The sequence below is a fragment of the Streptomyces sp. NPDC047515 genome, from assembly GCF_040643055.1.
In the GTDB taxonomy this organism is placed as follows: domain Bacteria; phylum Actinomycetota; class Actinomycetes; order Streptomycetales; family Streptomycetaceae; genus Streptomyces.
On record NZ_JBEYTM010000002.1, the window covers coordinates 290,615 to 303,499 of the forward strand.

Sequence of the window (12,885 nt, forward strand, 5' to 3'; positions counted from 1 at the left end):
GCCAAGCGTGGCGACAGAGCCGACACCGGCGCCCAGCAGCGCGGCGAGCCCTGCGTCCATGGGCCCATCCTGCCGTTGTGGTCGTTCGACCGGTGCGTCGTGGTCAGTTCCAGGCGTTGTTCTGGTTCTGGCCATGGGCGCCCTGCTGACCCATCCCGTACTGCGCGCGGATTCCCTGGCCGATCTGGGCGCTCTGCGGGGGCAGCACCTCGCTCGGCTGGACCAGGGCGAAGCCCTGGCCGAGGAAGCTGAGCTCCCAGCCCTCGCCGGTGTTCCCGCGCCGCCGCCAGACGCCCGAGGAGTGCGTCTGGGCCTGCATCTGCACCCGCAGCGAGCTGGACCAGGCGACAATCGCGTCGGCGTCGGCGTTGACGTACTTGTCCGGCGTGACCTGCATCATCAGCGGCTGGCCCGAGGTCATCAGGGCGACCTTGCCGGTGCCGGAGATATTGAGCTGGTACTTGCCGGTGCCGGCGATGCCGTACTGGCTGTCCACCGCGATGACCTCGTGATGCAGCCCGGAGTCCAGTGCGAGCACATAGGCGCTGTCGACGGTCAGCCCGTCGTGGTCGACGTCCACCACGTGCACGTACTGCGCGAGATTGGCAAGGAAGACGGTGCCCTGGCCGGAGCACCGCATGAGGTCGAGGCCTTCGCCGGTGTGAGCGCGGGAGTGGCCCTGGCCCCGCGACTGGTACTCCCCGTCGAACTCGACCAGTCCTTGGTACGCGACCATGCTGCCCTTGCGGGCCAGGATGTCGTCGTGACCGCCCAGCGTCACCCGGAGCATCTGCGCGTTCTGCAGGACGTAGCGGTCCGCGGACTGCTGTTCGGTGTGGTGGAAAAGCGGACTCTGCATGGTGTCTTCTCGCTCCCCTCAGCCCCGGGCCCGCAGGCGGTCGGTGCTGTCCTCGCTCGGCTGTACGACGACGATGCCCTGACCGGAAAAGGCCATCTGATATGCCTCGCCGCTGCCGCGGCCGATCAAGGAAGCCGCCTTGAAGCTGCGCTTGCCCTTCACCTTGAGGTTCGGGGACCAGGCCACGAGCGCGTCGGGGTCGACATATGTCTCGTCCTCGCCGCTGCCGCAGTTGACGACGACGGGCGTTCCGCGCGAGGTCAGGGCGACCCAGCCGGTGCCCGAGACGGACACGTTCCACAGACCCTGGCCGGCGAACTTGGCCATCCCCTTGACGCGCTCGACGCCCCACTGGAGCTGGGCGTCGAAGGCGAGGACGTTCGTGCCGTTGACCGACAGCGCCTCATTGTTGAGGTGGACGACGACGACATGGGCACCGTAGTCGGCCAGGTACAGCAGTCCGTCCCCGCTGCACTTCATGAGCGGGGCGCCCTCACCGGTGATCCAGTCACGGGCGATCTGGCGTACGGCGGGCGGGTTCGGTTCGTACTGGATGAATCCCTCGTACGCGACCATCGAGCCCACCCGGGCGAAGAGGTCCTGCCCCGTGGCCATCGCCACCTTCAGCATGGCGCTGCCGTGATTCTCCATACGGGCTGTGACGGGTGCGGGGGCGTACCCCGCGAGCTGCTGGTTCATTCCTCGGCTTCCTCAGACCTCGTACGGCTGGACGACGATGAAGTTGCCCGGGGCCCCCCGGAACTGAAGGTTCACCGATTCCCCGCTGTGTCCCGGGTAGGCGTTGTAGCGCAGCCGCACCTGGCTGGAGACGATGACCTGGGACGCGGCGGACCAGGCCACGATCGCGTCGCTGTCGGCGAAGGTCGTGGGCGTCACGGGCAGGACGACCGGAGTGCCGTGCGTCATCACCACGACGGTGCCGGTTCCTTGGAAGAGCATCGTGAACAGCGCGCCGCCCGGGATGCCGTGCCCTTCGATCCTGCGTACCTCGTACTGAAGGGACTCGTCGAAGGCGAGGACACGCTCGGCGGAGACGCAGATGCTGTCGCCCTGCAGCTCGATGGGGTGCAGATGGGCGCTGTCCTCCGCGAGGAAGACCTGGCCGCGGCCGGTGCAGCGCATGAGCTGCATCTCCTGGCCCGTGGCGTGCCCCACGATCCGGCCGGCGAAGCCCGCTCCCTTGTAGCCGAAGTCGACCTTGCCCTGGTACATGACCATGCTGCCCTGACGGGCCAGGACGGGGGCGCCGTCCTCCCCGAGGTCGACGCGCACCAGTTGCTTGTTCTGCGCGGTCCAGCGCTGGCCCGTCGGCACCTCCTTGTAGAGGTTGACGGCCGCCTGAAGCCCGGCACCGGACTGCGGCACACCTTGCGGAATCCCCGGGGCCATGCCGGGAGGCTGCTGCCCGAACGGAGCCGGAGCCTGCTGTCCGTAGGGCGCGGGTGCCGGCTGACCGTACGAGGCGGGAGCCTGCTGGCCATAGGGTGCCGCGGGCGCGGGCTGGCCGGGGACCTGACCGAACTGCGGCTGCTGGCCCGGTTGTCCGTACGGCGCGGGTGGGGGCGGGGGCGGAGGAGCGGTGCCGCCCTGCGGTGCCATGGGGGCCATCGGCGCCACCATCGTCGGCGCGTTGTGGATCTGCTGCTGCGGGTCGGGGGCGGGGTCGGGGGCGGGGGCACCGAAGGACGGGGCCGGCTGCGGGGCTTGGGGTGCCTGCGGCGCGGCCGGGGCACCGAACGACGGGGCGGGCGCCGGTGCGGCGGCCTGGGCGGGCGGCGCGAACGACGGGATGGCGGCCTGCGGCTGAGGTGCGGCCGGCTCCTCCTCGGCGACCTCACCGCCGAAGTTCTTCAGCAGCGCTTCCAGGCCGCCGTCGAAACCCTGCCCGACGGCGGCGAACCGCCACACGTCCTTCAGATAGAAGTCGCCCAGCATCACCGCGCGCTCGGTGGTGAACTCCGAACCGGTGAAGGCGTACCTGACGACTTCTTCGCCGCCCGCGACGATTCGGATGTATCCAGGACCGACCTGGGACATCTGGCCGGCGCCGTCGAGCGTAGCGGTGAACGACAGCTTGTGGATGTTCGCCGGAATGCGGTCCAGGGTGACGCGGAACGACTCGGTGTCACCGGCCTGGGCACCGAGGAGCTGAATGGACTCCTCGGGCGATTTAGGCTGATTGAAGAAGATGAAATATCGGTCGTCGGAGAGCTGCTCATTGGCATCGAGACCGAAGCAGCTGATGTCAATGGTCAGTCCCGGACCGGCGATCTGCACACCTACGTACAGGTCCGTCCCCGGCGTGAGATCGCTGATCTTGGCCTTGTGGCCGCGCTGGAATTCCCTGGCCATGCGTAACGACCGTCCCCCATCCCGAATGTGAATGCGTCGCGCCAGGCTAACCGCAAACTCCGACATCGGGCCAAGCCGGTACACACCCGGTACAGAACCGCCGAACGTCACTCACCTCGTGCGGCAGGCAGATGCGGCAGCCGGTCGGCCGCCACCACGCCCTCCAGGTAGCCGCGGGCCCGTTCGGTGCGCGGATACGCCTCCAGCAGCCGCCAGAAGCGCGGACCATGGCCGGGGACGAGCAGATGGGCCAGTTCGTGGACCAGTACATAGTCGACGACATACTCGGGCATGCCCTGCAGCCGGTGCGACAGCCGGATACTGCCCTCCGCCGGGGTGCAGGACCCCCATCGGGTGTTCTGATTGGTCACCCAGCGCACCGACACGGGCCTGGCCCGGCCCTCGAAATACTGGACGGACAACCGCTGGGCCCGCTCGGCGAGTTCGCTGTCACCGAGGACGCGTTTACTCTCCTGGGCCGCGAGTTTGTCGAGCATCACGTTCACCCACCGCTGTTCCTCGGCCGCCGACATCCGGGCGGGGATGAGCACGATGGTGCGGTTCCCCTCCCGGTACGCGGAAACCGTTCTGCTGCGGCGGTTGCTCCTGCGGACCTCGACCGCGCTCGTTGCCGAGGCGCGGGGCGGACGGTCTGCCGCGCTGCGCTGCTGGGTTCCGGCGCTGCGCGCGGGGGACTCCCCGGCGATTCCGGGTGACGGGTCGGCGGGCACGCCACGACGTTACCCGGTGTCAGTGGGGGAAGTCCCGCCTCCGGGACGGTTCGCGCGTGATCCGCTCCGTGGCATGCACCATTTGAACGACTAATACCCCACACCTGTGGATAACTTTCCGCACGTTTCGACGCCGGCCTGCATTCTGACAACGGATCTCGCGGAGATCCGGACACAGCCCACGCACAGAGATCACGGAACACAGACCGGGGGAAGCCATGTATCCGATGTTGAAGCCCGCACTGCGCCGCGCCTGGCGCGGCCGAGGCACCGTGCAATTCGGGGTGACACCCGCTCATGCGGTCAAGCTCAGTCCGATGGATATCGCCACGGGCTGTTTTCTGGAACTGCTCGACGGTACGCGCGGTCTCCCGCTGCTGCGGGAAGAGGCGCGGGCGCTGAACCTGTCGGACCATCAAATGGAGACCTTGGTCGGCAGCTTGACGACTGCCGGTCTGATCGATGACGTGCGGCCCGTCGGCCCGGAGATCGATGCGTTACGGAAGCGGCCCGGTGTTCTGGAGCGGCACCGCCCCGATCTGGCCTCGCTGTCCGTCGTCCATCCGGAACCGGGCGGCGGAATGCGGCGGCTGGCCGCCCGCCGGGCGATGCGGGTCCAGGTGCGGGGCGCCGGGCGGGTCGGTGCCGCGATCGCGGCGGTACTGTCCGGCTCCGGGGTGGGCCGGGTGGAGGTGCTGGACGGTGGGCACACGGAGCCGTGGGACGTCTCGCCCGGCGGGCTGCCACCGGCGGCGGTCGGAGAGCGCAGGGACACCGCCGCCCGGCAGTTGGTGCGCAGGGCCGCCGCCGGTTCGGCTCCCCGGGAAGCGGAAGCTGCGACTTCCTCCGCGGGTGGCGAGCCGGGACTTTCGCTGATCGTCGTCGCCCCTCGCGACGGACTCGGGGTGTACGTCCCCGACCCGCGCACGGCCGAACCCTGGATCACTTCGGGAACACCCCATCTCTACGCCGGAGTGATGGAGGCGACGGGAGTGGTCGGGCCCCTGGTCCTGCCCGGGGGTACGGCATGCGCGGGCTGTCTGGCTCTGGAGCGTGCGGATGGGGACGAGCAGTGGACCAGGATGCTGTCCCAGTGGCAGTCCGGGCGGCGCACCGCCGTGCAGGCCTGTGATCTGGGGCTGGCGACAGCGGTGGCAGGCCTCGCGGCCGCGCATGCGCTGTCCTTTCTGGACGGGGAACTGCCCGCGAGTACCGGCACCCGGTGGGAGGCCGCGCTGCCACTGCTGGACTGGCGGTCCGAGCGGATCCCGGCACATCTCGACTGCTCCTGCGGAGCGGCTGGGCACACGGGGAGGGAGCGCGCCTCCGCGGTCGACGCCGCGCACGACACAATGGCCGGGTAACCGCCGCACGCGGTACGGCAGTCTGGGATTTGGAGGGGCTCATGTCTGATCTACCCCGGAAAGCGGTCACCCGTACCGCCAAATTGGCCGCCCTGCCACTGGGCTTCGCCGGCCGCGCCACGTGGGGTCTGGGCAAGCGGATCGGCGGCAAGTCGGCGGAGCTGGTCGCCCGGGAGGTGCAGCAGCGCACCGCGGATCAGCTCTTCAAGGTCCTGGGCGAGTTGAAGGGCGGCGCGATGAAACTGGGTCAGGCCCTGTCCGTCTTCGAGTCGGCACTGCCGGAGGAGGTCGCCGGGCCGTACCGGGCGGCGCTCACCAAACTGCAGGAAGCCGCACCTCCCCTGCCGAGCGCCACGGTGCACGCGGTCCTGGAGGAACGGCTCGGCGAGGACTGGCAGGAGCTGTTCCTCGAATTCGAGGACAAGCCGTCGGCCGCCGCCTCGATCGGCCAGGTGCACCGGGCGGTGTGGCACGACGGACGGGACGTGGCGGTGAAGGTGCAGTATCCGGGCGCCGGAGAGGCGCTGCTCTCGGATCTGACTCAACTCAGCAGGTTCGCCCGACTGCTCGGCCCGTTGATCCCCGGCATGGACATCAAGCCGCTCATCACGGAGCTGCGCGACCGGGTCTCGGAGGAACTGGACTACGAACAGGAGGCGCGGTCGCAGCGTCACCATGCCGAGGAGTTCGACGCCGACCCGGATGTCGTGATCCCCGATGTGGTGCACCAGTCCGATCAGGTGCTGGTGACGGAGTGGATGGACGGTCTCCCGCTGGCCGACGTGATCGCGGAGGGCACGCCCGAGCAGCGGGACCGGGCCGGTCAGTTGCTGGCGCGTTTCCTCTTCTCCGGGCCCGCCCGCACCGGCCTGCTCCACGCGGACCCGCATCCGGGCAACTTCCGGCTGCTGCCTCCGGACGAGGAGGCCGGCGAGGACGCGCAGTGGCGGCTCGGCGTGATGGACTTCGGCACGGTGGACCGGCTGCCGGGCGGCCTGCCGCAGACCATCGGGAACTCCTTGCGGCTGACGCTGGCGGGTGAGGCGGTGGCGGTGTACGAGCTCCTGCGCGGGGAGGGCTTCGTCAAGGACTCGATCGACCTCGACCCGGATGCGGTGCTCGACTATCTCCTCCCGATCATCGAGCCTGCGCAGGTGGAGGAATTCACCTTCACCCGGAGCTGGATGCGCAATCAGGCGGCACGGGTCGCCGATCCCCGCTCCCCCGCCCACCAGTTGGGCAAGCAGCTGAATCTGCCGCCCACCTATCTGCTGATACACCGGGTGACGCTGAGCACGATCGGGGTGCTGTGCCAGCTGGGTGCCACGGTACGGCTGCGCGACGAACTCGAATCCTGGCTGCCGGGCTTCCTGATCGGCGATCAGCAGGATTCGATGGCCGAGGAGTTGGCCGGCGACGGGGCCGTCGGCGCGTAGGCGGTTGGCATCTGGCTCGAAGCCCCGGACATCACGCCGCCGGTCGTCACCGCTTCGGGCTCCTCGCCCCGGCCGTCTCGGCTTGGCCGTCTCATTCCTGGGGTGACACCCCTTCGGCTGTCACCCCAGGCGTCACCACCAGGCGGAGTCGAGACGGCTCTCGATGGCTCTGATGTGGGTGCGGGCGCACTCCTCGCAGAAGTACTGGCGCCTGCCGTTCTCCACGGAGCAGATCCAGGTCGGCGGTGCGGTCTCGCTGTCGGCTGCGGTATCGCACAGGGCGCACGTGATCACTGCTGCGTCGCTGCGCGCGGCTTGCTGAATCCGGTGATGAGTCTCCTCGTCCACCTCGTGACGATAACTCCGTCGCCGCTGTGGCGCGCGGCACCACACAGCACGACCGCGGGGCCGGTCCGTCCGGACCGGCCCCGCGGAAGGGGTACTGACTATGGGTACTGGCTGCTGCCGGGCAGAGCGGCTGCCCGGCAGCGGGTGCTGCTGGAGTTCGGCCCGACTAGTGCATGACCGCCATGGCGAGCGCACGACGGGCACGCATCGAGGCGCGCTCCGCCCGGCGCTGCATCCGGCGCGCGGCGACCAGGCGCACGGCCTGGCGTTGCATGTCGGCTTCCCTCAGGCGGTCGTGCATATGCGCACGAGCCAGGGCTTCTGGGATGAGTTGCATCTCGCGGGTCCTGTTCTGACGCGAGTCGTTCGCGCCGATGATGGTGACGTTCGGTGTTGCGGAGCCGACGGGCTCATTCGTGGGGACGGACATCGGGGCCTGATTTCGCGGATCGTGGGTGTGGGGACGGTCGATGGTTCCGACGCGTTTCATTGGTTTGGGGGCCGTGACCCCCAGTCCGGCGATCACGCCGCGACCGGGTTCTTGCGCGGACGGCCACGCGGCCGCTTGCGAGCGACGACGACGCCCTGGATGAAGAGCTCCCCGCCCCAGACGCCCCACGGCTCGCGGCGCTCTTTGGCGCCGGCGAGGCAGGCCTCGACGAGCGGGCAGGTGCGGCAGAGGGACTTGGCGTACTCGACGTCGGCCGGCGACTCGGCAAAGAAGACCTCCGGGTCGTAGGAGCGGCAGGGGACGGGCACCCCGAGGTTCTCGATGGCGTCGTCGAGCGCAGTGAGGGGGGTGAGGGGGGTCAAGGCGGAGTCCTCCGTGAGGCCGGGCGGCGGGATCGTGTCGGAAGGCGGTACGGACGGGGCGTGCGCTTCGAGTTGCACGGTGGGTGGTGTCCTCGTCTGGTCGTTCCGGCCTGTTGGCCGGGGGCGGCTGGTACCGGGTGTTGCTTGTCCCGAGGCTCCTTCTCGCTGTCTCGTCCGTTTGGACAAAACAAAAGGGCCGCGGATCCCGAGTGGGGTTCCGCGGCCCTGAAGGCGCCGGCCTGATGGTAAATCAGGCTGGATCACTCCAGGGTTCAGGCCCACGGAAGGCCCACATCGTGTGGTGCGTCATCTGCTTCTTGGCGCCGGATTCCGCTCCTGCACCGACGGCCGCAAAGGCATAGGCCTGGGCCTGTCCCTTCGCTACTGCTGCTGCCGGTGCCTGGGTCGGTCGCTCATTGCGCTCCTGCACGGGGAGGCTCGACAGGGACAGCGGGCTGACGGCGGAAATGCCGGACAGACCGGTGCCATGCAGCGAGGACTTCGAAGAGCAGGCAAGGCCGAGCGAGCAGGCGGAGACGACCGAGAGATCGGTCATTTTGTTGGTCTCGATGATGCTGATCACTTCAATCGCCTCCTCTCGGCGTCTCGGGGGGACCGGCGGGCCGATCCTACGTATTCGGATAAGTACAGCACAGGACCAGGGCTTCAGAGAAGTCGCTGTTCCCGTGGTTAAGAACCTATGGTGATGACTGGGGCGGGCGCAAACTATTTTTTCGACGAGTTTTTCTCACACCTCGTCAACGTCGTCCCCAAGTCCGTCCTCTACCGTCTCACCTGCACAAATGGCGAGTACCGCGGTCCCGAACCGGTCCAGCTTCCGCGCGCCGACGCCGGAGATCCCGGCCAGCTCGCCCGCGCTGCCCGGCACCGCTTCGGCGATCGCCATCAGTGTCTTGTCCGTGAACACGCAGTACGCGGGCTGACCGATCTCCTTCGCCCGGACCGCCCGCCAGTCGCGCAGTCGCTCGTACAGTGCCTCGTCCATGTCGGAGGGGCAGTCGTCGCAGCGCATCAGCTTCATCTCGCCCGCATCGGTCAGGGTCTTGCCGCAGACCCGGCACCGGGCAGGGCCACGCCGACCGCGCTTGGCGACCGGGCCGGGGCCCCGTTCGATTCCGCCGCCACCGGCCGTGCCACGCGTACCGAGCGGCACGGAGCCGGGGCGCAGTCCGCTGAGGAACCGGCTCGGGCGCCGTCCGGCGCGCCCGCCGGGCGAGCGGGACAGTGACCATGACAGCGAGAGATGGAGGCGGGCACGGGTGACGCCGACGTACAGCAGTCGGCGCTCCTCCTCGATCTGCTCGTCGGTCTTGGCGTAGGTGATCGGCATCATGCCCTCGGTCAGTCCGACCAGAAAGACCGCGTCCCACTCCAGACCCTTCGCCGAGTGCAGCGAGGCGAGAGTGACCCCCTGGACCGTGGGGGCGTGCTGGGCGGCGGCGCGCTCGTCGAGCTCCGCCACCAGATCGGAGAGCGTCGCGCCCGGCTTGGCCCGTTCGAAGTCCTCGGCGAGCCGGACCAGGGCGGCCAGGGACTCCCAGCGGTCTCGCACCGCCCCGGAACCTGCGGGCGGTTCCGCGGTCCACCCCTTGGTGGACAGCACCGCTCGGACCTCCGCCGGCAGCCCCTCCGCGTCGTCGAGCAGGGAGTCGTTGCCCCCCGCGCGGGCCGCGCCGCGCAGGGCGACGCCCGCTTCCCGTACCTCCGCCCGCTCGAAGAAGCGCTCCGCTCCGCGCAGCTGGTACGGCACGCCCGCGTCGGCCAGAGCCTGCTCGTAGACCTCGGACTGGGAATTGACCCGGTAGAGCACGGCGATCTCGCCGGCCGGGACGCCCGCGGCGATCAGATCGCGGATGCGGCGCGCGGTGCCCTCTGCCTCCGCGGGCTCGTCCGCGTACTCCGTGTAGACGGGCTCGGGGCCGGGCTCGCGCTGTGAGACCAGTTCCAGCCGGTGCTCGGCGGCCCGGCCGCGGGCCTGGCCGAGGAGTCCGTTGGCCAGATGGACGACCTGGGGGGTGGAGCGGTAGTCACGGACCAGCTTGACCACCATCGCGTTGGGGTGGCGGGTGCGGAAGTTCAGCAGGTGGTCGGGGGTTGCTCCGGTGAAGGAGTAGATCGTCTGGCTGGCGTCACCCACGACGCACAGGGTGTCCCGGTCGCCGAGCCAGAGGTCGAGCAGCCGCTGCTGGAGCGGGCTGACGTCCTGGTACTCGTCGACGACGAAGTGCTGGTACTGACGGCGGACGTGATCGGCGATGTCGTGGCGGTCCTGAAGGATGGCGACGGTCAGCAGCAGCACGTCCTCGAAGTCGATCACCGAACGGTCGCGCTTCAGCTGCTCGTACATCGCGTAGATCTGGGAGATCTCGGCCGGGTCGCGCGGGGCGTCCCGCTGGGTCTTGGCGACCACGGCCGGATAGTCGGCGGGCACGGTCTGGGTGACTTTGGACCACTCGATCTCGCTGGTGACATCGCGCAGCTCGTTGCGGTCGAGCCGGATGCGGCAGCGGGCCGCGGCCTCGGCGACCAGCTGGACCTTGCGCTCCAGCAGCCGGGGCAGGTCGCCGCCCACCGCCTTCGGCCAGAAGTACTGGAGCTGGCGCAGGGCGGCGGAGTGGAACGTCCGCGCCTGCACCCCGCCCGCGCCGAGCTGGCGCAGCCGTCCCCGCATCTCGCCCGCGGCCCGGTTGGTGAACGTGACGGCGAGCACGCTCGTCGGCTGAAGTATCCCGGCTCGCACCCCGTAGGCGATGCGATGGGTGATCGCACGCGTCTTGCCCGTACCGGCTCCGGCCAGCACACACACCGGGCCGTGCAGGGCCATGGCGACCTCGCGCTGCTCGGGGTCCAGGCCGTCGAGCACGGCATCGGCCGACTCGGGGACCTGCGGGAAAAGGGAGGAATGCGTTGCTGCTGTCACCCCGCCATGCTGCCAGGTCGGAAGAGGCCGGTGCGAAGGTTGTCCACAGGCGAGCAGCATCTGTCGTATTAATGCGGCAGGGGCGGTCCACCTTCATGCGGCAGTGCGGTCCACCGCGCGACAGAGGGGCGGCAGCGGGAATGGTGGTCGGCTCGCGTACGTTTCCTTCCCGTGCGGCGACGCACTTTCCAGCTTCTCCGCGTGACGGATGAGACGGATGAGTCAGACGACAAGTCTGAGAAGACTGATGAGACAAGGGAGCGCGAAGACATGCCGGGCACTGTGACGATGTACAGCACCACGTGGTGCGGCTACTGCCGTCGGCTCAAGGGCCAGATGGACCGCGAGGGCATCGCGTACAACGAGATCAACATCGAGCAGGACCCGGAGTCCGCGGCTTTCGTCGAGAAGGCCAACGGGGGCAACCAGACCGTTCCCACCGTCCTGGTGGTCGGCTCCACGGGTGTCGAGGCCGTCATGACGAACCCGTCCCTGGCCCAGGTCAAGCAGGCGCTGGCCGCCTGACCCGCCCTCCCCGCAGTACGGGAACGCCCTCTCCGGTCGAGCAGCACCGGAGGGGGCGTTCCCGTACCTCGTGAGCCGTCCGTCGGCCGATGTCGGCCTTTTCCGGACTAACGACGGCCGCGCGAAAGGCCTGCGGCGTAGGTTGGGTAAGTGACGACTACCGCACCGCAAGAGGCATTTCTGCAGGCGTTCCACGCCGAGTACCCGGCAGTGACCGCAGAGGCGTTCAGCCGTGGCCATGCTCCAGACGGCCGGTCCAGCTATGAGATCTTGTGCGATCAGGTAGCTGGAAGCATGCGCGTGCTGGACCTCGGCTGCGGCGACGGCCTACTGCTGGAGTTCCTGGCCCGAGGGCCCGGGCGACAACTCGCGGGAGTGGACCTGTCCTCTCACTCTCTGTCGCTGGCACGACGTCGACCGGCGCTTTCCGGAGCAAAGCTGGAAGAGGGCCGAGCTCAGGAGCTTCCTTTCGCCGACGACAGCTTCGACGCCTGCGTGTCCCACATGGCGCTGATGCTGATGAGCGAGATCGAGCAAGTCGCAGCTGAGGTTGCCCGAGTGCTGTCTCCCGGAGGGGTTCTGGCATGCGTGGTGGGAGGCGGGGCCGTAGGCGGCGAGGCTTATGAACGGTTCCTCACGCTGTTGCGGCGCACGATTGAGGAGACGCCAGCCTCGCAGCGGATCCCGGCGTTGGGGGACAAAAGGACACGCAGTCGCGAGGGGCTCGATGAAGTCCTCGGACCAGCAGGCTTCGCAGCGGTGGACTGGGAGACCGTTCCCATCGATCTGAGCGGGCCAGTGGAGCAGGTATGGGCTGCTGTTTCCAGCCTTTATGATCTTGCCCCGCTCGATCGCGCGACTGTGGAGCGGTTGCGTAAAACCTTCTTTGCCGAGGTGAGGGACATGACGACGTCAGACGGGCACGTCCCCTGCGCCTTCAAGATCCGTCTCGCAACGGCGCGACTGCGTTAGGTAGCTCCTTCGATGAGATCGGTTCCGTCGCGGTGGAGGATGTCGCGAGCGGCTGCCCGCTCGCGGCAGTCCTCGACACGGTCAGCGGTCGGGGGGATCGGTGTGCCGTCCGGGCTGGCGGGGATGTGGAGGTAGCCGAACGAGATCAGGCGTATCGGGTGCGTGACCGGGTTCTCCTGTTCCTGGCGGGGGTGAGGGGTCGGTGATGACGGGCATGCCGAGGTCGACCAGCTGAGGGCGCCCGTCGGCGGGGGCGTTCTTGAGGCTGTTGAGCTTGGCCATCGCGGCGTCGAAGCTGACCTGAAGTCCCTCGACCTCGCCGAGCCAGCCGTTCGCGCGGGTCTCGCGGATGCGTTCGCGGAAGTTCTGGATGATCTCGATGAGGCGCGACTTCTGGCAGGGGTCCATCTGAAGGACTGGGCAGCGGACGCCCCGTTGACTGAACGAAACCCGGAGATTGCGCAGTTCAGTGGGCGGACGGAGTCATCGGGCGCTACGGTCACCGGTCGTGACGAACGATGCT

Annotated in this window: 14 protein-coding genes; 4 read left to right on the plus strand and 10 right to left on the minus strand. The window is 68.8% G+C overall.

What is annotated here, in order from left to right; genetic code table 11:
* Nucleotides 1–103 precede the first annotated feature (103 nt).
* The 4 genes from ABZ826_RS02735 to ABZ826_RS02750 all read right to left on the minus strand — a co-directional run bounded on the left by ABZ826_RS02735 (nt 104) and on the right by ABZ826_RS02750 (nt 3,963).
* Complete coding sequence (locus ABZ826_RS02735) at nt 104–859, minus strand: AIM24 family protein (protein WP_361441081.1); 756 nt, start codon at nt 857–859, stop codon at nt 104–106.
* An 18-nt stretch (nt 860–877) separates the two neighbouring features.
* Nucleotides 878–1,558, minus strand: coding sequence for an AIM24 family protein (locus ABZ826_RS02740; RefSeq protein ID WP_361441084.1), 681 nt, complete (start codon nt 1,556–1,558; stop codon nt 878–880).
* A 12-nt stretch (nt 1,559–1,570) separates the two neighbouring features.
* The gene (locus ABZ826_RS02745; RefSeq protein ID WP_361441087.1) at nt 1,571–3,232 is read right to left on the minus strand and encodes a TerD family protein; all 1,662 of its coding nucleotides are present in this window, start codon (nt 3,230–3,232) and stop codon (nt 1,571–1,573) included.
* A gap of 107 nt (nt 3,233–3,339) precedes the next feature.
* Entirely contained in the window at nt 3,340–3,963 is a 624-nt protein-coding gene (locus ABZ826_RS02750; protein WP_361441090.1) for a M48 family metallopeptidase, read from the minus strand.
* 218 nt (nt 3,964–4,181) lie between these two features.
* Between ABZ826_RS02750 and ABZ826_RS02755 the strand changes: the two genes are divergently transcribed.
* Together ABZ826_RS02755 and ABZ826_RS02760 are read left to right on the plus strand one after the other, a co-directional pair.
* Nucleotides 4,182–5,327: a ThiF family adenylyltransferase gene (locus ABZ826_RS02755; protein ID WP_361441093.1), complete on the plus strand. Its 1,146-nt coding sequence runs from the start codon at nt 4,182–4,184 to the stop codon at nt 5,325–5,327.
* A 41-nt stretch (nt 5,328–5,368) separates the two neighbouring features.
* Nucleotides 5,369–6,763, plus strand: coding sequence for an AarF/ABC1/UbiB kinase family protein (locus tag ABZ826_RS02760; RefSeq protein WP_361441096.1), 1,395 nt, complete (start codon nt 5,369–5,371; stop codon nt 6,761–6,763).
* Between the two features lie 132 nt (nt 6,764–6,895).
* On the opposite strand, the gene ABZ826_RS02765 is transcribed toward ABZ826_RS02760, so the two are convergent.
* The 5 genes from ABZ826_RS02765 to ABZ826_RS02785 form a co-directional block, all read right to left on the minus strand.
* On the minus strand, nt 6,896–7,111 hold the full coding sequence (locus tag ABZ826_RS02765; RefSeq protein ID WP_361441099.1) for a hypothetical protein: 216 nt from the start codon (nt 7,109–7,111) through the stop codon (nt 6,896–6,898).
* A 166-nt stretch (nt 7,112–7,277) separates the two neighbouring features.
* On the minus strand, nt 7,278–7,601 hold the full coding sequence (locus tag ABZ826_RS02770; protein ID WP_361441172.1) for a hypothetical protein: 324 nt from the start codon (nt 7,599–7,601) through the stop codon (nt 7,278–7,280).
* A gap of 32 nt (nt 7,602–7,633) precedes the next feature.
* Nucleotides 7,634–8,002: a WhiB family transcriptional regulator gene (locus ABZ826_RS02775; RefSeq protein WP_361441102.1), complete on the minus strand. Its 369-nt coding sequence runs from the start codon at nt 8,000–8,002 to the stop codon at nt 7,634–7,636.
* Between the two features lie 172 nt (nt 8,003–8,174).
* Nucleotides 8,175–8,507: a hypothetical protein gene (locus ABZ826_RS02780; protein WP_361441104.1), complete on the minus strand. Its 333-nt coding sequence runs from the start codon at nt 8,505–8,507 to the stop codon at nt 8,175–8,177.
* Between the two features lie 165 nt (nt 8,508–8,672).
* A complete protein-coding gene (locus tag ABZ826_RS02785; RefSeq protein ID WP_361441107.1) occupies nt 8,673–10,925 on the minus strand; it encodes an ATP-dependent DNA helicase UvrD2 in 2,253 nt (750 codons plus the stop codon).
* 210 nt (nt 10,926–11,135) lie between these two features.
* On the opposite strand from ABZ826_RS02785, the gene ABZ826_RS02790 reads away from it, so the two are divergent.
* Together ABZ826_RS02790 and ABZ826_RS02795 are read left to right on the plus strand one after the other, a co-directional pair.
* Complete coding sequence (locus tag ABZ826_RS02790; RefSeq protein WP_351075460.1) at nt 11,136–11,390, plus strand: mycoredoxin; 255 nt, start codon at nt 11,136–11,138, stop codon at nt 11,388–11,390.
* A gap of 150 nt (nt 11,391–11,540) precedes the next feature.
* On the plus strand, nt 11,541–12,362 hold the full coding sequence (locus ABZ826_RS02795) for a class I SAM-dependent methyltransferase (RefSeq protein ID WP_361441110.1): 822 nt from the start codon (nt 11,541–11,543) through the stop codon (nt 12,360–12,362).
* 81 nt (nt 12,363–12,443) lie between these two features.
* Here the strand turns inward: ABZ826_RS02795 and ABZ826_RS02800 are convergent, their stop codons facing one another.
* Nucleotides 12,444–12,770 (minus strand): hypothetical protein, encoded by a 327-nt coding sequence (locus tag ABZ826_RS02800; protein WP_361441113.1) that lies wholly within the window; start codon nt 12,768–12,770, stop codon nt 12,444–12,446.
* Nucleotides 12,771–12,885 lie beyond the last annotated feature (115 nt).